Origin of the sequence: Microcystis sp. 49638_E5 (genome assembly GCF_021300285.1) — a bacterium.
Classification (GTDB): Bacteria; Cyanobacteriota; Cyanobacteriia; order Cyanobacteriales; family Microcystaceae; genus Microcystis; species Microcystis aeruginosa_C.
On sequence record NZ_JAJTDH010000004.1, the window covers coordinates 61,621 to 82,241 of the forward strand.

A 20,621-nucleotide genomic window follows, 5' to 3' on the forward strand; every position below is an offset into this window, starting at 1 on the left:
TGATAACTGAAGTGACCCTAACTTTTACAATTCCTTGTCAAAACTGTATTTATCGCGAATTTGTCCGACAAAAAACTGTCCTTTCGATGGTGCGGACTGAAAATCTTTATATACTGCCAAAGGTAGATCATGATAAAGATAGATACCACCGTGATTAAATTCCACTTTCAGAATTTTTTTTTCCTCATCGTAGTCAAAAGATTTAATCGCTGTACTTTGACTTTTTAATAAGGGGAAAGCAATCACATCGCGAATACTGGCAGAATCGGTTAATAACATGATCAGGCGATCGATGCCAATTCCTAAGCCTCCCGTGGGGGGCATTCCGTATTCTAAAGCGGTTAAAAAGTCCTCATCAACTCCCTGCGCTTCTAAGTCTCCGGCCGCTTTTTTGAGTGCCTGTGCTTCCAGTCTTTGCCGTTGATCGATGGGATCGGTTAACTCAGAAAAACTATTAGCTAATTCCCGTCCAACCACATATAATTCAAATCTTTCTACGAGGTCAGTTTTTGAGCGATGGGGTTTAGCTAAAGGGGAAATTTCCACGGGAAAATCTAGCACAAAAGTGGGCTGTATTAGGGTTTCTTCGACTTTTTGTTCAAAAGCTTCATTTAGGAGCTTACCGATGGTTTTACAGTCCTCTGGAACGCCAATGCCGGCATTTTCTGCGGCAATACGAGCCGACTCGAAATCCTCAAAACTATTCAAGTCAACCCCGGTTATTTCTTGGACTAATTCGTGCATAGTCACTCGTCGCCAAGGAGGAGTTAGGTCAATTTCCGTGTCTTGATAGGTAATTTTCAGCGTACCTAAAACATCTTGTGCGGCATTAACAATAATGTTTTCGGTTAACTCCATCATGTCATAATAATCGGCGTAGGCCTGATAGATTTCGATGGAAGTAAACTCGGGGTTATGTTTAGTAGAAACCCCTTCATTGCGAAAAATTCTGCCTAACTCGAAGACTTTTTCAAAACCCCCGACTATCAATCTTTTTAGATGTAATTCGGTGGCAATGCGGAGATATAACTCCATCTCCAGCGTATTATGATAGGTGATAAACGGTCTAGCATCGGCTCCTCCCGCTTCACTTTGTAGCACGGGAGTTTCAATTTCAATAAAACCTTCTTGGTCTAAATATCTGCGAATGGCAGCGGTAATTTGGGCGCGACGGCGAAAAGTTTGTCGCACTTCGGGATTAACAATTAAATCCACATATCTTTGTCGATAACGCTTTTCTACATCGGTTAAACCGTGCCATTTATCCGGGAGAGGTAAGAGGGATTTGGTGAGAATTTCGTACTGGTTTACATAGATAGATAATTCTCCGCGTTCTGTGCGTTTAATTGTGCCTTTTGCCCCTAAAATATCGCCCGTATCGGTTAGTTTAATCACCGTGTTAAAGGCATTCGGCACGGCGGCCATGGTTTCACTAATGCGTTTTTTATCGAGGTATAATTGAATCGTTCCCGTTTCATCTTGCAGGTTAAAAAAGGCTAGTTTACCCATAATTCTTCGGGCAATAATCCGACCAGCAATGGCCACTTCGGTGCTAATTTCTTCCCCCGGTGCTAAGTCAGCGTACTGCTCTTGTAATTGTTGAGCGTGAGCGGTAGATTTCCACTGATAAGCGTAGGGATTTAAGCCAGCTTTTTGCAATCCTGCCACTTTTTCTAAACGAGCGGCCCGGATTTCTTCGAGGGTAGAGGAGGGTTGATTTTCAGGATTTTGTGCTTGAGATGCCATCGTTTTCTAAGAGGAACAATTCTGGGAAATTTTTAGGTGTTGGGGATTTCAGTTATCAGTGATCAGTTATCAGATGTGAGTTATCAGTTTACTGCTCACTGAAAAATTATCGTCCCATTTCTCGCTTTAATTTTTTCAATTCTTCTTCCATTTCCCATTCTTTAAATTTTAGATCGAGATTATCGTAGTTCGAGGGCTGATAGTCCGATTCTTGGGGTTGATCCCAAAAAGTGGTTTCCCAGTCACGCGACTGATTTTTAGGGGCTTTTTCGGCTTTAATTTGCACTTCTTGACGACGTTGTTGGATCTGTTGCAGTAACTCTTGGGATTGAGTCAGACGTTTTTTCACCCCTTCCATCCGTCCCCAAAGTTGATTACCCTGACGAAATAGGGCTGCCTCGCGTTCACTAGCAGCCTTAAGCAAGTCCTGCCGTCCAGCGGCCTTAGCCTTATCAATTCTAGCGTGCCAAGTTTGGATATCTTGGGCAGTGGCCAAAATTTGCTGTTCGAGACGTTGACGCTCATTTTCTAGGGCGGTAATCAGTTTAGCAGTATCGCGCTCCTGTTCGCGCAGTTGTTCTACCAGCGCCTGTAATTCTAATTGGGGATGACTTCTGAGAAATTCTTCCAGTTGGGTTTCAAGAAAGCGACTGACATCATCAAATAGATTGCCCATCTGTGCAGTATCCTAAATTTTCAATTAAAGTCTAGGAGCGATTTTAATCCCCCTCTTTTTAGCATAGGCTAGATCAACCCTAGATTTAAATATATTTGGGAAAAGTAGTACAAAAATGTTATTCGGCCGCAGGTTAGGCAGGGGGAAACCAGTATGATAAAACTAAGTAGCTGGTTATAATTAAATTAAAAATGGATTTTAGGTTCGATCCCCCCTTCCCCCCTTGATAAGGGGGGTGCCGATCCCCCCTTAGTCCCCCCTTAATAAGGGGGGCATCTGATAATTTTTAACTCCTACCTACTTAGAGTGATATTTCCTGAAACCCTCTTAATTGTTTGACTTAAGTGACAACTTCACCAGCTTGGACAGAACGCATCGGTTATCAACGGGATTGGGTGTGGCGCGGTTGGCAAATTCGTTATAGTTTTATGCCGGCAAAAAACCCCCAAGATGTCGATAATCCCCCTTTAATTTTACTGCATGGATTTGGAGCGGCGATCGAACATTGGCGCCATAATATTCCTATTCTCAGCCAAAATCATCGAGTTTACGCGGTAGATTTATTAGGTTTTGGTGGTTCGCGCAAAGTGCAGGTTCCCTATACCGTTAATCTCTGGGTGGAACAAATACACGATTTCTGGCAAACTTTTATCAATAGACCGGTGGTATTAGTGGGAAATTCGATCGGTTCTTTAGTTAGTATGGCCCTAGGGGGTAAATACCCGGAAATGGTAGCCGGATTAGTTATGCTCAGTTTACCCGATGTCAGCCGTCGGCGGGAAATGATCGCCGATTGGTTATTAAATATCGTCACTCCCATCGAAAACTTTTTCACTTCTCCTTGGCTATTAAAACCGATTTTTTACTATCTGCGTCGTCCGCAAGTCTTGAAAAAATGGACAGGAATCGCCTACGAAGACAAGAAAGCAGTCAGCGAGGAATTAGTACAAATTATCGCCGCCCCAACCCTAGATGAGGGGGCAGCGGAGGCCTTTATTTCCCTAGCACAAGCTGTCAATCATCCCGAATATTGTCCACCAGCAAAGTTAATTTTACCACGCTTAGAAATCCCGATTTTATTGTGTTGGGGCAAGCAAGATCGCATGGTTCCCGTCCAGTTAGCGCAGGGTTTTGTCTCCCTTAATCCTAGGATTAAATATGTAGAATTTGACCGGGCCGGTCATTGTTTACAGGATGAATGTCCTGACCGTTTTAACCCAATTTTATTAGAGTGGCTAGAATCTGTTCCTGTTCTTTGAGAGAATAGGGAGAGTGATTGTTGGTCATAGTCCTATGCAAACCTTGGAATCGACGCTCAACCCCCCCACAACTGCCTCCGAATTTGACACCACGATTCACCGACGCAAAACCCGTCCCGTCCGGGTAGGTAGCGTTACCATCGGTGGTGGTCATCCCGTGGTCGTGCAGTCGATGATTAACGAGGATACCCTTGATATAGATGGTTCCGTGGCCGGTATCCGTCGCCTCCATGAAATCGGCTGTGAAATTGTCCGCGTCACCGTGCCGAGTCTGTCCCACGCCACCGCTTTAGCTAAAATTAGGGAAAAACTGCTCGCCACCTATCAACCCGTGCCGTTAGTAGCCGATGTACATCACAACGGCATGAAAATCGCCCTAGAAGTGGCCAAGCACGTCGATAAAGTGCGGATTAACCCCGGTTTGTACGTTTTCGAGAAACCGAAAGCCGACCGCAGCGAGTACAGTCAAGCAGAATTTGATGAAATTGGCGAAAAAATTGCCGAAACCCTGAAACCTTTAGTGATTTCTCTGCGAGATCAAGGTAAAGCGATGCGAATCGGCGTTAACCACGGTTCTCTGGCCGAAAGAATGCTCTTTACCTACGGCGACACCCCCGAAGGAATGGTACAGTCGGCTTTAGAATTTATCCGCATCTGCGAATCCCTCGATTTTCGCAATCTGGTGGTTTCCCTGAAAGCTTCCCGCGTGCCGGTGATGGTGGCCGCCTATCGTCTCATGGTTAAGCGCATGGACGAGTTAGGTATGGATTATCCCCTACATTTGGGGGTTACTGAGGCAGGAGATGGGGAATACGGACGAATTAAATCCACTGCCGGGATTGCCACTCTCTTAGCAGACGGTATTGGTGATACGATTCGCGTTTCTCTGACGGAAGCTCCCGAAAAGGAAATTCCCGTCTGTTACAGCATTCTCCAGGCCCTGGGACTGCGGAAAACTATGGTCGAATACGTTGCCTGTCCTTCCTGTGGTCGCACTCTTTTTAATTTAGAAGATGTCCTGCAGCAAGTGCGCGCAGCGACTCAACACCTCACCGGACTCGATATCGCCGTTATGGGTTGTATTGTCAATGGACCGGGAGAAATGGCCGACGCAGACTATGGTTATGTGGGGAAACAGGCCGGTTATATCTCCCTTTATCGCGGTCGCGAGGAAATTAAACGGGTCCCCGAGAGTGAAGGTGTCAGCGAGTTGATTAATTTAATTAAAGCCGATGGCCGTTGGGTAGAACCTTAATTAGGGTTTGCTGAAAAGTTTTTCGGTGGTGGCAGGGTGTGGGGTGTGGGGTGTGGGGTTTTACCCATTTTCAGGGAGTCAATTATCTAATTTTTAGGGAAAAAGTACCTGAATTTTCCCCCCAATCACTCCAATCGCTGGCACTTTTTGATTTCAAAAAAGCCTAAAGATATTATCCAACAAGGTTTTTAGATTTATTCAGCCAACCCTAATTAGTTTTACCAGTAGGGGTTGACATCGATTCAACCCCCGATCATCGGCGAGGATTTGTTACAATAGAAAGCTTGCTAGAAATTGCCGCCCCAGAGAGTTCATGCTACCTACACGCGATTGTGTTCGTCAAACCCCCGCTTACACTCCGGGAGAACAGCCCCAAACTGCGGGATTTACCAAACTTAACACCAATGAGAATCCCTATCCCCCACCGGCGGAAATTTTTGCCCACCTGCCAGAGCAATTAGAGAAAGTCCGACTCTATCCCGATCCTATCTCCAAAGAGTTACGGCAAACGGCGGCGGAATTATACGGCATAGCAGCCGATCAGATAATCGCGGGTAATGGCTCCGATGATATCCTCAATATCGCCCTGCGAACTTTTGTTAACCCTGGCGAAAGTGTCGCTTTTTTAGATTTAACCTATTCCCTTTACGAGACAATTGCTCGGGTACACGGGGCAAATATTATCCAATTTCCCACTAATGATAAATTTGCATTAGCAGGACCGATTATTTGTCCGGAAGCTAAATTAATTTTTCTGGCTTCTCCTAATCCTCCCCTCGGTAAACATCTTGAGCGCGACTATTTAGAAGCAACCTGTGCTAATGCCTCGGGATTGGTATTAATTGATGAAGCTTATGTGGATTTTAGTGATGACAATCATCTCGATTTTCTCTCCCGTTACGATAATGTCATCATTAGTCGCACTATGTCGAAAAGTTATAGTTTAGCGGGGTTAAGAGTCGGTTTCGGTTTTGCTTCCAGGGCAATTATTGAACAGATGGATAAGGTGCGTGATTCCTATAATTTAGATCGCATCGCTCAAACTTTAGCCACAGCAGCTTTAAAACAAAATAATTATTTTGAGCAAGTTTGGCAAAAAGTCCGTCAAACCCGCGGCCGTTTAATTACTTCTCTGCGCGAGTTGGGATTCACTGTTTTTGACTCGGAAGCTAATTTTATCCTCGCTTCTCCCCCCCAGATTAGTGCCAGTGAGTTATATAATCAACTCAAAGAGCGTCAGATATTAGTGCGATATTTTAAACATCCTCGCATTCAGAATTATGTACGGATTTCTATCGGCACTGATGGGGAAATTGATCGCCTTTTATCTGCTATTCAAGAGATTATGGGAACAAATTAATCTCTATTTTCGTCAAGATTTTATTAACACTTTAACCCCTAATAACTTCTCAAAAAAAGCTAGATTGATCGGAACAAAGCAGCGACAAACAAGGGTCTAATGGCCTGTCGTTTCTCCCGATTACTAGCCTTGGCTATCAAGATTATTAGTCCGAAAAAAGGACTAAATACTAGCGCACAAATTTTTGAACTTATGCAATTTTATCCCCAAGGAATCACAGTTCAAGAATTGAGTGAGCGCTTAAATCGTCCCGTTTCTATGCTCAATCTTTGTCTAAAATCTTTGGTCGCTTCTAAAAAAGTCGTGGCCAGAAAAAATCATAATCAGTGGGTTTATACTAGACCTATTGTAAAAATCAAAAACTGTTGTTAGGGTTAGGAGTCGGTCGTCAGGAGTCAGGAGATAGGAGATTATTTTATTTATTCTCCCCACACCCCACACCCCACACCCTGTCCCCACGAAAAACTTTTTCAGCAGACCCTAATTATTACCCCTATTGCTGAATAACTATTTTAGGCTGTAGGTAGTATTCATCTTCTGCGACAACTATCTCACCAATGCCGAGAAATTGAGCCTCTAAAGACTCCACGGCAACCAGAGAACCGATTATAACATTTGCATCGGTTAGATTAATTTTTCTGCCGTGAAACCAATCGATAACTCTCTCTGGTGTGAAAGAAATCCAGTCTAGATGTGCCAAGGCCATGCGAGGCGAAATTAAACCCTCAGAATTAGCCATTAAAGCTTCCAGATTAATACTATCGGCTAATTGAAAACCACAGCTTTCCGTGCGAGTTAAACTGGCTAAAGTGCCACCCACAGCTAACACCTTGCCCAAATCTCTGGCCAGGGAACGGATATAAGTCCCCGATCCACAGTGAATATCTAGCTCTATCTGCGGAAATTCCCCCTCTAACCAGCCTAAAACCGTAATTTGGTCAATTTTGACCTGACGAGGCTCCACTGCGATTATTTCCCCTTTGCGAGCCAATTCGTAGAGACGGCGACCATCCTTGTGAATAGCACTATACATCGGCGGAATCTGGGCAATATTGCCAATAAATTCCGCTAAATGAGGCTTAACTGCCTCTAAAGTTAAATCGGCACAGGGACAAGTAGCGATCGCTTTTCCCGTAATATCATCGGTATCGGTGCTGAGTCCTAACTGGATTTTTGCCCGATAAGCCTTATTTTCAGGTAAATAGGGCAGTAATCGGGTAGCAGCCCCGACGGCGATCGGTAAAACTCCCGTAGCCATAGGATCTAAAGTTCCCCCATGGCCGACTCGTTTTGTCTTAAGAATTTTTCGGACTTTGGCCACACAATCATGAGAAGTCCAATCGGGGGGTTTATTGAGATTTAAAAAGCCAAACATTATAAATTATGAATTATGAATTATGAATTATGAATTATGAAGTGGGGTGGTGGGGTGATGGGGAGAATAGATAAAAGCAATCTCCTCAATTCTGAATACTGAATACTGAATACTGACGGCTGATATCTAAAAATCTGACGTATTAAGTAGGGAGGCGCAATTATTTATAGGATGGGTTAGCGGTAGCGTAACATAATCGGGCGTTGGGCTTCATGCTGAAAATAGTTAAAACCCTACACCCTACACCCCACACCCTGCCCCCACCGAAAACCTTTTTGCCGCAAACCCTACTTATATAATTGCATAACTTCGCTTAAAGGTAAACGGGAACGAACACCGATAGAAAGGTCAGAAAAATGACCAAGATCATAATGATCAACAGCAGCGCGAGCAATCATAGCGGCGTTATCGGTACAGAGTTTAAGCGGCGGAAAATAGACGGTTAAATGATGATTTTTGGCGGCAGTTTCCAGATGATTTCTTAAGGCACTATTAGCCGCCACTCCTCCCCCGATCGCAATAGTTTTTAAGCCATAATCTAAGGCACAATTGATTGTCCTACGGGTTAAACTTCTGGCTACCGTATCTTGAAAACTAGCGGCTATATCAGCTACAGGTAAATTATCTGGCTCGAATTTCTCTACTAAGCGCAAAACAGCAGTTTTTAAACCGCTAAAACTGGAATCGTAGGCATGAAAACCGCCGGTTGGTAAAGATATTTTACCCTCAGGCAAGGGAAAAGCTTGGGGATTACCATCTTTAGCCATGCGATCGATTATCGGACCACCAGGATAACTTAAGTTTAATAATCGTGCCACTTTATCAAAAGCTTCTCCGGCTGCATCATCTCTAGTGGTTCCTAATTGTTGATATTTACCGCAGGCCTGCACATGGATTAAACTGGTATGACCCCCGGAGACTAAAAGAGATAAAAAAGGAGGTTTAAGATTGGGTTCAGCGAGATAGGAAGCATAGATATGACCTTCGAGATGATGAATGCCGATAAAGGGTTTATCGTGGACAATAGCCAGGGTTTTGGCCGCCGTCATTCCCACCATTAAAGCACCTACTAAACCGGGGGCAACTGTGGCGGCTATTCCATCAATTTCTGACCAATTTAACCCCGTTTCTTGCCAAGCTTTTTCTAGACAAAAATTAATGGTTTCTAGGTGTTGTCGCGAGGCCATTTCCGGCACAACACCGCCATAGAGACGATGGAGATCAATTTGAGAAAAAACCACACTACTCAACACCTGGTTATTGTTAACAATAGCCACAGCAGTTTCATCGCAACTGGTTTCGATCGCTAAGATAATTGTCATGATTTAATCAGTAAATCGTCAGACACCCCCCTTATTAAGGGGGGATTAAGGGGGGATCCATCTTTAATTTAATTATAACCACTTACTTAATTTTGCTTAGGTACTTAATTAAAATTATAGTTCAACAATTTCCATAGCCACCACCGCCGGGGGTTTCAATAATAAAAATATCACCAAGGTTCATTTCTACAGTCGCAGTACCGGGCAATTCTTCGATAGTTCCATCGTTTCTTTCCACGGCATTACGTCCTATTTTACCAGCTTTTCCTCCCGCTAGTCCAAAGGGGGGAATCTGGCGATTACCCGATAAAATATTAGCAGTCATGGACTCTTGAAATTTAATTCTTCTAATCACACCATCACCTCCAGAATATTGTCCCCTGCCGCCACTATCGTGGCGAATGCTAAAACTTTCTACTAACACAGGATAGCGCATTTCTAATACTTCCGGATCGGTGAGACGGGAATTAGTCATCTGGGTTTGTACGGCAGCGGTTCCCGCAAAATTTGCCCCCGCACCAGAACCGCCGCAAATAGTCTCATAATATTGATATTCTTGATTGCCAAAAGTGAAATTATTCATCGTCCCTTGGCTGGCTGCTTGAATGCCTAAAGCGCCGTATAAAGCATTAACTATTGCCTGGGAAGTTTCTACATTTCCTGCTACTACGGCCGCTGGATAAACGGGATTAAGAAAACAGCCAGATGGGATAATTAAATGGAGGGGTTTGAAACAGCCAGCATTTAAAGGAATTGCCTCCTCCACAAGGGTACGAAAAACGTATAAAACCGCCGCTCTTGTCACTGCTAGGGGTGCATTAAAATTATTATTTAACTGGTCAGATGTGCCAGTAAAATCGATGGTTGCTTGACAATTTTCAATATCTATGGTAATTCTGACCTTGATGACAGCACCGTTATCTAGATAATAAGTAAATTCGCCATCTTTTAAGACAGATATAGCTTTTCTAACTGCTAATTCGGCATTATCTTGAACGAACTGTTGATAGGCTTTAACCATAGCTAATCCGTAGCGATCAACCATATTATGTAATTCTCTTTCCCCCTTGGCATTAGCGGCTATTTGTGCTTGAAAATCGGCAATATTTTGGGCGATATTGCGTGCAGGAAAAGGACTATTAGTTAAGTGATTAATTAATTCTTGTTCCCGAAACTGGCCCGCCGCTACCAGCAAAAAGTTATCGAATAAAATTCCTTCTTCGCTAATATGGACAGAGTGGGGAGGCATAGAACCGGGGGTAATGCCACCGATATCAGCTTGATGTCCCCGGGAGGCAAGATAAAATAATATTTCCTGATTTTGGCGGTCAAAAATAGGACTAATTACTGTGACATCCGGCAGGTGAGTACCGCCATTATAAGGATTATTAGCTAGATAAACATTCCCCGGACGAATCGTCTCACCTTTATCCTGAATTAAGCTTTTAACGCTATCGGCCATGGAGCCTAAATGGACGGGAATATGAGGAGCATTAGCGATTAAATTTCCCACCTCATCAAAAATAGCACAGGAGAAGTCTAGGCGCTCTTTAATATTGACACTTGCTGCCGTATTTTGGAGAGTAATCCCCATTTCTTCGGCAATAAATTGATAGAGATTTTTAAAGATTTCTAAATAAATAGGATCGGCAACGGTAGTTATTTCTGAGCGGTGAGAATTGAGAGGGGACATAGGAAAGTCAGTTATCAGTTATCAGTTATCAGTTAGCTGTCTCTTGTCTTTTTTGGCTCTACCGAACCTGTCATGTAAAACTATCAACAATTCGTGCTTGTAAAGCTTGTATACTAAGGCTTTGAGTTTTTGTTAAATTGATATTTATCAACTTTAGAGCATTGCTGAGAACCTCTTTTTTATCCTCCTCTGTCGGAGTGGCTCTCTTATTCTTTGTGTGATCAGTTTAACTTGCATAGGAGCGATCTTTGTGTCCTTTGTGTCTCTGTGGTTCATTCCACTTGCTCGCCAGACTATATCTTAGAACACATTTTACCCACCAAACCCAAGAGAGCCTGGGAACCTCCTGTCTCCTCACCCAAGAGAAGATTTTTGATTTTTGCAGGAGAGCCACTGATAGGGGCTGACTGAGATATAATCGCAGTCAGTACCAGAGGGTGAATTATGGATAAAACCAGCTTGATCGATAAAGTGAAACAAATGGCTAATAAACGCGATTATTTACTGCAATTGCGCGATAAACCCGACATTGGGGGACTGAGATTAGATGTTAATCAAGCTCTTGAGGAGTTGGATGAATTACTCGATGAGTTTCAAGCAACTTTTCCTGAAGAAAAACTTAGTTAACTATCCGACTCGATGGAATTGAGATTTGTCCGATTGTGCTAATTTTCCCAAGTCATCGATCGCTTTGATCATATCTTGGGAAGATATATCTTTAGAGCAGTATAGATCAAAGGCTGTAGTTTGATTATTTTTTTCCATTGGAAGATTTGCCAAGGAACTATAGGCGATAATGCGGACATGGGGGTCGAATTGTTTGATATGAATAGCGGCGCTGTGTCCATCTAAGACAGGCATCCGTACATCTAAAATAATTACATCCGGTTGACAACTTTTCGCCAAGTCGATCGCCTGTTGACCATTAACCGCAATTCCCACCACCTGACAATGCGGCTGCTGGGAAATTAAAGTCTTGAGTCCTAAACAAGTTAGATCGTGATCGTCGGCAATCAAGACTTTAATTAGGTCTATCGGCTTCATGATTATTTTCCTTTCCCTAGAGGTCTCACTTGTTATCATTGTAGAGCCTGTTGATCTTTTGGACTTAACTTCACGACACTTCCCATCACCCCATCACCCATCTCCCCAATTCATAATTTATAATTCCCCCACTCTCTTCTCTCTTTGCTCTTCTCCCTTCTCCCCAACTCCCACTCTGCAATAACTACTGGCAGCCAGAAATACGTTCGTTTATATCACACTTTGTGCTTTTTGTCAAAAAAACTTTTTCTTTGCAATAAAACTACACAAAAAAAAGATCGTCGTTGTCGGTGAAATTGACTAATTTACCCGTTTTAATTAGGATCACCTTGTAGGTGTGGCAAGGGTTTCAACCATTGCTGCCCAAAAAAGCACAAAGTAACCCACCATGAAATTATATCAAATCGCTGTAACCATTACAACATCGTTGTTAAATAAAAATCTTTCTCAATTAATTCTTAAGAATTTGTAAATATTGCGGAATGTTAATTTAAATATTCTCAAGCTGTTGGAGTCAATAGATAATTTTTGCTTATCTTTGTCGGAAAATAGAACTCCTGTAAAAATCCAACATCTACCATTGGGCTAGAATTCTCCGAGTCAGGAGATTATTTTTATTTATTCTTCCCACTTCATAATTCATAATTCATAATTCCCCTTCTCCCCCACTGTTTACTTAAAACCCCCCACTGATCACTGATCACTGAAAAAAGCCTAACTTTGGGCAAAAATCTGGTTTGTGTCCCCTCTTAGCGGTAAAATTTCTACATCTGGACCGTCGAAAAGTATAAGTTTTGTAAAGTAAAATTAAGAAGGGAGACAAATTTAAGATAACCAACTTATGGAAGTAACTTTTACCGCTGCCGAATCCCTAGAAATTGTTGTTGCTGAACAAACCATCCCGATTCAGCATTATCTGCGCCAACCGCAAAGATTAGTACAGGCTATCGTTGAGACTAGCTTAACAGAACACTTGTCTGAGAATAGGTTTCGCCTAAAAATGCGTCCCCTAAACTTCTTGAATATGTACTATTTTCAGCCCACGGTTATTCTTAATGTCTGGGCCACCTCTGAGGGGACGATATTTTTGCAATCAGAAGACTGTCAGATCAAAGGTATTGATTATATCAACGATCGCTTTAGCCTCAATGTTAAAGGCAAACTCGCTCCTGTGGAAAAAAATAATCAAACCTATCTAGCGGGGAAAGCCAATCTTGAGGTGAAAGTCGCCCTACCACCGCCATTATGGTTAACCCCGCGTCCGTTGTTAGAAATCACTGGCAATAGTCTCTTAAAAGGGGTTTTATTGCGGATTAAACAGCGTTTAATGAGTCAATTGTTGCAAGATTACCAACAATGGGCTAAACAGGACATTATTGCCCAAAATTACCCCGAAACCATTCTCGATCTCTCCCTTAGTTAAATAAAAATATGAGTTGGACAAAAGTATTATCTGTAGATTCCCTTGCCCCCGGCGCCCGTCAAGTGGTAAAAGTGGGGGAAAATTCCATTCTGTTGATTAACAATAACGGTCAATTCCACGCCGTCGGTAATCGTTGTCCTCATTTAAAATTATCGATGACGAAGGGCAAAATTAGCGAGGACGGCGCGATCGTTTGTCCCTGGCATCGTAGTTCTTTTGATCTCTGTACTGGTGCTGTCAAAGACTGGATTACCTGGCCCCCAGTGGTTAACAAAGCGATGGCGGCAGTTTCTCAACCCCAAGCTTTACCCGTTTATCCCCTTCGCATCGAAGACGGCAGCATCTGGATAGACGCATAACCGCTCACCGAGGGGGGGTTTTGGGCAACCTAAAGAGCAGTTGCTTTAACCGACAATGGGTTAATCTTTGAGAATGCCAAACCCTACCGCGCTCCCTTCCATAAAAACCCAGTTATGGACTGTTCCCCCCCTCCGCTCTCATAGTAGGTTGATTCAAGGTAGGGTTGATTCATGAATCAACCCTACCCCGCTCCGGTGATCCCCACTCTCCTCTATATTTTTTAAACAGGATTTTAGTATAAAATCCCGTCATGTCAGCCTAGGAGCGGAAGGCTTTGCAGTAGAAATAAGAAGCCAGAGCTTATTTAATACAAGTGTTTGCCTATTTTAGCCAACCCTAATTAGGGTTGGCTGAATAAATCTAAAAACCTTGTTGGATAATATTTTTAGACTTTTTTTCCCTCAAAAAGTGCCGACCATTGGAGGGATCGGGGGTAAAATTCAGGGACTTTTTCCCTGAAAATTAGGTAATTGACCACCTGAAAATGGGTAAAACCCCACACCCCACACCCCACACCCTACCCCCACCAACAAACTTTTTCAGTAAACCCTAATTATTAACCCTAATTGGTTCCGTTTAAAAGTTGAGAACGAAGCAAATCGATCGCATCTAAATAACTTGGCATTGGTTCATCACCTAACAGACAAGCACTGCGATCGACGCTAATCATATCATCACCCCAAAACACTTGACCGAGAGGAATAGATTTTCCTCGATCCGGTCGCCAATTACTACTAAAATATTTAAGATTAGCGTCCACCACTGCCCCATCAAAAAGATGACCGATACAAAAATAAACATCCTGTAAAATTAGCGGTACGGAGGGGCGATGTAATTGCCCTCGCGAGTTGGGACTACGCGCTTTATAATGACTACGGGGAAAGAGTCCATACAGATTTTTTAAAGAAGCAGAAATCAAGGGTTTATCCTTTAAATGGGTGCGTTTTAAGGTTCCAATTGTGATCCGACAATCCACTTCTTCGATAATTTTAGGGGCAAACATCGAGGGAAACCGGACAGGAAAAGGGGAAAGATTCGGATATTCTTGCTGGGTTAAACTATCAGCATCAAGAATAGTTATTCCAGGATCGAGAATAGATTTTACCCCCAAAATATCGATAATTTCTCTCAAAGAAATAGCAGAACAAACTCCCTCTAATAAGATGATTTCTGCCCCTGGATTTACCCCCCTCAATCCCCTCAAAACTTGACTTAATACCGGCAGACTAACCGTTACTGGTGGTGGCACAGGATAACCTAAATTAGGTTTAATTAAAATACGTTTAGCTGTGATAGCTGCCGGGGGAGGTTGATAAACAAAATCCGCCATAGCTGAATTTTTTACCCCGGCAGTAATTGAGTATTGGGTAATCATAGAAAAGAAAATAAATTAATGGGAATTGGCCAGATCATTTAGGGAATTTACCTGCTGTAAAGCTTGCCAGATTAGCCCAGAATCGGCCCCAGGAAAATGGCTATTTTCACTAATATAACGCTTCCAGGCTTTAGTTCCGGGCTGACCAGCAAAAAGCTGTAAAAGATGTTTGCTGATCTGGTGTAATTTATAACCTTTACTCACCCATTCATCGATGTAGGAAAGCATTTTTTTGATTACTTCTTCCCGGGTAGGAGGAGTAACCGATTCCCCATAAAAATCTCGATCGACTGTGGCAAATAAATAGGGATTATCGTAGGCTGCCCGACCGATCATGACCGCATCTACTAATTGTAAATGTTGTCTAGCCTGTTCTAAATTAATGATACCGCCGTTAATTTCAATAAACAAATGGGGAAACTGATTTTTTAGGCGATAAACATCATCGTAACGTAAGGGGGGAACGGTGCGATTTTCCTTGGGACTTAATCCCTGTAACCAAGCTTTACGCGCATGGATGGTAAAACGTTGACAACCCGCATCCGCAACAATACGGACAAAATTCGCCATATTTTCGTAACTATCCTGATCATCAATGCCAATTCTCTGTTTTACAGTCACGGGAATCGATACAGCTTGATTCATTGCCGATATTCCCCTCGCGACTAATTCCGGGTTAGCCATCAAACAAGCGCCGAAATTGCCCTCTTTTACCCTGGAACTAGGACAACCCACATTGAGATTTACCTCGTCATAACCCATATCTTCGGCTATTTTAGCACATTCTGCCAAAAGATAGGGATTATCACCCCCTAACTGCAAAGCTAGAGGTTTTTCTGCTAGGGAGAACCCCAGCAACTTATCGCGATCACCGTGTTTAATTGCCATCGTCGTGATCATTTCCGTGTAGAGAAGGGGACGACGGCTAATTTGTCGCAAAAAATAGCGAAAATGGCGATCGGTATAATCCATCATCGGCGCCACACTTAAAATACTGCCCATCTTTCCCTTGATTTTTTCGCTGATCGCGGCATTCTCTGGGTTTCCCCAGAGAATAACCAGTCTTCCTCTCAACATATTTTAAAGCTTTTTGGTAAGTAGGTAGGCGTTAAAAATTATCAGACACCACCCTTATCAAGGGGTGACTAAGGGTAGGGTTGATTCATGAATCAACCCTACTATGAATCAACCCTAGGACTAAGGGGGGATCGAACCTAAAATCTATTTTTAATTTAATTATAACCAGCTACTTAAGTTGACTATCTAAATTACTGGTTAAGACTGCACGAGAGAAAGGATAAGGGGACTTTTTTGAATTATCTCCGTGGCATATTTGCCCCTTTAATCGTGTCGCGGATGACGATTTTTTGTTCTTTGGAATAACCGGCAAAAGAACGAGTAGCAAGTAACTCGATTTCTATCCCCGTACCCGATCGCAAAGATTCCACGGGTAAGGGTAATTGACCGATATCCAGAATAAATTGATTGCCCTCCTGTCGGATTAAATTAGCAGGCATATCTCCTTCATAGCGAGTGACAAAATCGGTTCTGGGACTGGTTTGCAGGTCATCTGCTTGCCAACGAGTGACGCGATAACGCAGTTTAAATTTAGTGCCGATTAAATTTGATTGGGAAGCTTTATCTTCAAGAAAAAGCCTTAAATCAGTACCATTTCCTGTAATACCTTTTGCTTCTAATTGGGTGACATCTCGTTCAAAAACAGCATTATAAACGACAAATTCCGTAACATTATTGCGTTTTTGAGTGGTTCCCTCGATCCACAATTCACTGGGGACAGTTACCTTCATTTCCTTTTGATCATCGAGGGTTAAAGTAAAACGCTGATTAGTAAACCGGTTAAACTCTTGAGGCGCATTCCAAATTAAAATAAAAGAACGTTCCGATCGATCTAATAAAATCCGATATTGATCATCAATCAGGGAACCGGGGGCAAATAAAGACATTGCCCCAGTGCGAGTTTCCCAAGTATTTTTAGAGAGAATATAACCCCGTTCTTTTAACTCCGAAAGGGGAACAGTTGCGCTCGGTTGATCGGCAGTTAAAGGGCGATCGATTTGAATTAAAGTTAACTGTCCTAAACGTCCCTCGCGACCGTTACGACCACTATTACCCGTCGCCCCATCCAGACCGTCCTGACAGCTAAATTCTCTGGTGGTACAGCTATAATTGGCATCACCCGGCCTACCGCTACAGGTTTGAATTGTCCAGAAAGGTTGGGAACAGCGACAACCCTTGCCCCCTTGACCTCCTTGACCCCCAAAACCCCCAGCGCCTCCGGCAGCATTGACCGTTACTTGTCTTAAAAAATCTAAATTAGTGGCATAGAGGGTTAAAGCGCCGCCATTGCCCCCATCACCACCATTACCCCCATTGCCACCGTTGCCACCACCGGCCGCCTGAAGATTTCTGGTGACGTTGCTAGGTTGACCGCTACAGTTGCCATCGCTGCCATTGCCGCCATTTTCACCATCGACCCCTTTTTGTCCTGAAATATCGAGTTTTAGGGGAGAACCATCGAGAAAAAGGGTTAAACTGTCACTATTTTTGCCTTGGCCGCCGATCTTGCCAGCTTTCCCACTTTGACCTTGTTTACCGAAAGTCTGTACATCGGAACCTTGGGCTAACCAAGAACAGCGATCGCCCGTCACCGTGGCGGGCATTAGGTACGGTAAAGGGAGAAAAAAGGTGAATATTAATGATTTAGCCCAAAAATTCATGATTTTAGCGAATTTATCCGCAAAGACTCCGATCAATTCCCTCTTGATGACTTTTGGATCTAGATTTTTGTTTCCCCTCTATCAATAAGGTGCGCTATCATCCTACACTTACTTTGAGAAGGAAACAGCCAATCGCGAGGGTTACGCGCGTGAAAAAAGTATTAGCTATTATTTTGGGTGGCGGGGCCGGAACTCGCCTTTATCCGTTAACGAAACTGCGGGCAAAACCTGCCGTCCCCCTAGCGGGAAAATATCGCTTAATCGATATTCCCGTCAGCAATTGTATTAACTCCCAGATTGACAAAATCTATGTGTTGACGCAATTTAATTCCGCTTCTCTCAATCGTCACCTCAATCGTACCTATAATTTTACGGGTTTTAGCGATGGTTTCGTGGAAGTTTTGGCGGCTCAACAAACCATGGAGAATCCTCAATGGTTCCAAGGCACGGCCGACGCAGTACGACAATATATCTGGACGATGAAGGATTGGGATATCGATGAATATCTCATTCTCTCCGGAGATCATCTCTATCGCATGGACTACAGCAAGTTCATCGAACGCCATCGGGAAACCAACGCCGATATCACTTTATCGGTGGTTCCCATCGATGAACGTCGCGCCTCCGCTTTTGGGGTGATGAAAATTAATGATTCGGGGCGAATTGTCGATTTTTATGAGAAACCCAAAGGGGCAGAATTGGAAAGAATGCGGGTAGATACGACGATTTTAGGCTTAAGTCCCGACCAAGCCCGTCAAAGTCCCTACATCGCTTCCATGGGAATTTATGTCTTTAAAAAGAATGTTTTAATCGATCTGCTCGATGCCAATAAAGAACAGACCGATTTCGGCAAGGAAATTATTCCCTCGGCCGCTAAAGACTACAATCTCCAGGCTTATTTATTTAAGGGTTACTGGGAAGATATCGGGACGATTGAGGCCTTTTATGAGTCTAATCTCGCCTTGACCCAACAACCAAATCCCGCCTTTAGTTTCTACGACGAAAAAGCCCCCATCTATACCCGTTCTCGCTATCTGCCACCCACAAAAATGCTCAATTGTACGGTGACAGAATCGATGATTTCTGAAGGTTGTATTCTCAAAGAATGTCGCATCCATCACTCGATTTTAGGTATTCGTAGTCGAGTCGGCAAAGACTGCACGATCGAGGATACAATGCTGATGGGAGCCGATTTTTATGAGTCTTTCCCCGAACGGGAAAGTCTGATCGGAAATGCCAAAATTCCCGTGGGTATTGGCCCTGGTTCCACTATTCGTCGGGCAATTGTGGACAAAAATGCTCGCATTGGTTCCAATGTTTTAATTGTTAACAAGGATCGTGTGGAAGAAGCTAATCGCGAAGATTTAGGTTTCTATGTTCGCAGCGGCATCGTGGTTATTTTCAAAAATGCCACTATTCCCGACGGCACGGTGATTTAATCTATCAGTTATCAGTTATCAGTTATCAGTTATCAGTTTTTCCATTTTTCTAGTTATTATCGCTTGAATATAGCCGCAGACTGATGGCTTCAGCTAATTGCCTAGACAATTCCCTTGAAATCCTAAGTAGCTGGTTATAATTAAATTAAAAATGGATTTTAGGTTCGATCCCCCCTGCACCCCTTAATAAGGGGGGTGCCGATCCCCCCTTAGTCCCCCCTTTAATCCCCCCTTAATAAGGGGGGCATCTGAAAGTTTTTAATACCTACCTACTTATCCTTTCCTAGAAGTGATGGCAAAATATCCCGGGCAGCTCTTCTGAAAATCAGAAAAATTTCTATATTTTTGGGTTCGATTCTAGGTTTTCAATTAACCTTAAATTAAAAGCCTAGGGCTTAGATAGAAGCCATTCAAAGGATATTTATGAAAGCCAAAATTGCGATCGCTTGTCAGGGAGGCGGCAGTCAAACTGCTTTTACTGCCGGTGCATTAAAAGCATTATTTGACAATAAAGTACAAGATTACTTTAATATTGTCAGTCTCAGTGGTACTTCTGGCGGTGCTATCTGTGCCTTTTTCACCTGGTATGCTCTCAAAAAAGGTGATAGCGTCGTTTGGAAAAGAATGATTGATTTTTGGGAAGATAATAGCGCTCGAACTCCCCAAGAAAAGCTATTTAATGACTCAGCTATTAAAGCTCTAGAATTAGCCAGCAAAGGATTAATTCCCCAGTATAATCTCAGTCCTTCCTCTCCGATTACTAAAACCTTATTTTCTATAGCTACCTACGGTTTACGCAGTCGCTTTACCAACTTTGATCAGTTACTAAGAGCGCATATTGATTTCTCTGAATTAGCCACTTGGGGAGCTAAACCCGAACCACCAATTTTATTAATGGGGGCCTGTAATGTCCTGACCGGAAAATTAAGTAAATTTAACTCGCGCGAGGAAGCAGTTAAAATTGAACATATCCTAGCTTCTGCCTGTGTTCCTAACATTTTTCCTGCTGTCACCATTGAAACTATGGCCTACTGGGATGGACTATTCTCCGATAATCCCCCCATCCGTTCTTTAATTCGCCGTGAATTTGTTGGAGTCGAAAATATTCCCGATGAAATTTGGGTAATTAAAATTAATCCCACCTCTAGAGATAAGATCCCCGTGCAATCCGATGATATTGCCGATCGCCGCAATGAATTAGAAGGCAATGTTTCCCTATTTCAAGGTCTCGATCAGATTGACTTTCTCAATCAATTATTTCTCAAAGGAGCCTTTAAAGAGGAATTCTTGCGCGAGATCGCCTTAACAGAACCATTTAAAATTCCTAAATCTTTCCCAGAAGATCCCGATCAAGATTACCATATTCCGATGATCGAAATGTCGGCGGAATTAGCCAATAGTCTCAACTATGAAAGTAAACTTGATCGCTCTCCTGCCAATATCCAGCGTCTGATCGCTGACGGGGAAAAACAGGGAAAACAGTTTCTAGAACATCGACTAAAAGCTATGGGTTTAAGATAATTTTTGAGGGTTCAAAAACGGCAAAAATAAGGATT

At 43.0% G+C, this 20,621-nt stretch carries 18 protein-coding genes; 9 read left to right on the top strand and 9 right to left on the bottom strand.

Going from position 1 to position 20,621, the window contains the following annotated elements:
• Positions 1-24 precede the first annotated feature (24 nt).
• The gene (gene lysS / locus LW728_RS01545) at positions 25-1,746 is read right to left on the bottom strand and encodes a lysine--tRNA ligase (protein ID WP_004268513.1); all 1,722 of its coding nucleotides are present in this window, start codon (positions 1,744-1,746) and stop codon (positions 25-27) included.
• Between the two features lie 106 nt (positions 1,747-1,852).
• Positions 1,853-2,422 carry a TIGR04376 family protein gene (locus LW728_RS01550; protein WP_287664912.1) on the bottom strand — a complete coding sequence of 190 codons (570 nt, stop codon included), beginning with the start codon at positions 2,420-2,422 and terminating at the stop codon, positions 1,853-1,855.
• 344 nt (positions 2,423-2,766) lie between these two features.
• Here LW728_RS01550 and LW728_RS01555 point away from each other — a divergent pair, with 344 nt between their 5' ends.
• From LW728_RS01555 to LW728_RS01570, 4 genes are all read left to right on the top strand, one after another.
• On the top strand, positions 2,767-3,681 hold the full coding sequence (locus LW728_RS01555; RefSeq protein WP_004268502.1) for an alpha/beta fold hydrolase: 915 nt from the start codon (positions 2,767-2,769) through the stop codon (positions 3,679-3,681).
• A 34-nt stretch (positions 3,682-3,715) separates the two neighbouring features.
• Complete coding sequence (gene ispG / locus LW728_RS01560; RefSeq protein ID WP_287764858.1) at positions 3,716-4,936, top strand: (E)-4-hydroxy-3-methylbut-2-enyl-diphosphate synthase; 1,221 nt, start codon at positions 3,716-3,718, stop codon at positions 4,934-4,936.
• Between the two features lie 313 nt (positions 4,937-5,249).
• Complete coding sequence (hisC, locus tag LW728_RS01565; protein WP_287764861.1) at positions 5,250-6,296, top strand: histidinol-phosphate transaminase; 1,047 nt, start codon at positions 5,250-5,252, stop codon at positions 6,294-6,296.
• 99 nt (positions 6,297-6,395) lie between these two features.
• Positions 6,396-6,668 carry a hypothetical protein gene (locus LW728_RS01570; protein ID WP_004268499.1) on the top strand — a complete coding sequence of 91 codons (273 nt, stop codon included), beginning with the start codon at positions 6,396-6,398 and terminating at the stop codon, positions 6,666-6,668.
• A 121-nt stretch (positions 6,669-6,789) separates the two neighbouring features.
• Here LW728_RS01570 and truB read toward each other — a convergent pair whose 3' ends face one another.
• The 3 genes from truB to LW728_RS01585 all read right to left on the bottom strand — a co-directional run bounded on the left by truB (position 6,790) and on the right by LW728_RS01585 (position 10,686).
• Positions 6,790-7,671 (bottom strand): tRNA pseudouridine(55) synthase TruB, encoded by an 882-nt coding sequence (gene truB / locus LW728_RS01575; RefSeq protein ID WP_287764863.1) that lies wholly within the window; start codon positions 7,669-7,671, stop codon positions 6,790-6,792.
• Positions 7,672-7,958: 287 nt separating this feature from the next.
• Complete coding sequence (tsaD, locus tag LW728_RS01580) at positions 7,959-8,993, bottom strand: tRNA (adenosine(37)-N6)-threonylcarbamoyltransferase complex transferase subunit TsaD (RefSeq protein ID WP_004268497.1); 1,035 nt, start codon at positions 8,991-8,993, stop codon at positions 7,959-7,961.
• 121 nt (positions 8,994-9,114) lie between these two features.
• Positions 9,115-10,686 carry a hydantoinase B/oxoprolinase family protein gene (locus tag LW728_RS01585; protein WP_287764865.1) on the bottom strand — a complete coding sequence of 524 codons (1,572 nt, stop codon included), beginning with the start codon at positions 10,684-10,686 and terminating at the stop codon, positions 9,115-9,117.
• Positions 10,687-11,130: 444 nt separating this feature from the next.
• On the opposite strand from LW728_RS01585, the gene LW728_RS01590 reads away from it, so the two are divergent.
• On the top strand, positions 11,131-11,313 hold the full coding sequence (locus tag LW728_RS01590; protein ID WP_002734024.1) for a hypothetical protein: 183 nt from the start codon (positions 11,131-11,133) through the stop codon (positions 11,311-11,313).
• Here LW728_RS01590 and LW728_RS01595 read toward each other — a convergent pair whose 3' ends face one another.
• Positions 11,314-11,769: a response regulator gene (locus LW728_RS01595; RefSeq protein WP_287664898.1), complete on the bottom strand. Its 456-nt coding sequence runs from the start codon at positions 11,767-11,769 to the stop codon at positions 11,314-11,316.
• A gap of 802 nt (positions 11,770-12,571) precedes the next feature.
• Here LW728_RS01595 and LW728_RS01600 point away from each other — a divergent pair.
• Both LW728_RS01600 and LW728_RS01605 read left to right on the top strand, forming a co-directional pair.
• Positions 12,572-13,153, top strand: a complete 582-nt coding sequence (locus tag LW728_RS01600; protein WP_004268487.1) for a DUF1997 domain-containing protein — start codon at positions 12,572-12,574, stop codon at positions 13,151-13,153.
• 8 nt (positions 13,154-13,161) lie between these two features.
• A complete protein-coding gene (locus LW728_RS01605) occupies positions 13,162-13,512 on the top strand; it encodes a Rieske (2Fe-2S) protein (RefSeq protein ID WP_004268484.1) in 351 nt (116 codons plus the stop codon).
• A 563-nt stretch (positions 13,513-14,075) separates the two neighbouring features.
• On the opposite strand, the gene LW728_RS01610 is transcribed toward LW728_RS01605, so the two are convergent.
• The 3 genes from LW728_RS01610 to LW728_RS01620 all read right to left on the bottom strand — a co-directional run bounded on the left by LW728_RS01610 (position 14,076) and on the right by LW728_RS01620 (position 17,569).
• The gene (locus LW728_RS01610) at positions 14,076-14,888 is read right to left on the bottom strand and encodes a DUF362 domain-containing protein (RefSeq protein ID WP_287764868.1); all 813 of its coding nucleotides are present in this window, start codon (positions 14,886-14,888) and stop codon (positions 14,076-14,078) included.
• A 15-nt stretch (positions 14,889-14,903) separates the two neighbouring features.
• On the bottom strand, positions 14,904-15,890 hold the full coding sequence (dusA, locus tag LW728_RS01615) for a tRNA dihydrouridine(20/20a) synthase DusA (RefSeq protein ID WP_287764898.1): 987 nt from the start codon (positions 15,888-15,890) through the stop codon (positions 14,904-14,906).
• A gap of 314 nt (positions 15,891-16,204) precedes the next feature.
• Positions 16,205-17,569: a collagen-like protein gene (locus LW728_RS01620; RefSeq protein WP_287764901.1), complete on the bottom strand. Its 1,365-nt coding sequence runs from the start codon at positions 17,567-17,569 to the stop codon at positions 16,205-16,207.
• A gap of 206 nt (positions 17,570-17,775) precedes the next feature.
• Between LW728_RS01620 and LW728_RS01625 the strand changes: the two genes are divergently transcribed.
• Complete coding sequence (locus tag LW728_RS01625; RefSeq protein WP_002784562.1) at positions 17,776-19,065, top strand: glucose-1-phosphate adenylyltransferase; 1,290 nt, start codon at positions 17,776-17,778, stop codon at positions 19,063-19,065.
• Positions 19,066-19,488: 423 nt separating this feature from the next.
• Positions 19,489-20,586 carry a patatin-like phospholipase family protein gene (locus tag LW728_RS01630; protein ID WP_287669985.1) on the top strand — a complete coding sequence of 366 codons (1,098 nt, stop codon included), beginning with the start codon at positions 19,489-19,491 and terminating at the stop codon, positions 20,584-20,586.
• The last annotated feature ends 35 nt before the right edge of the window (positions 20,587-20,621 follow it).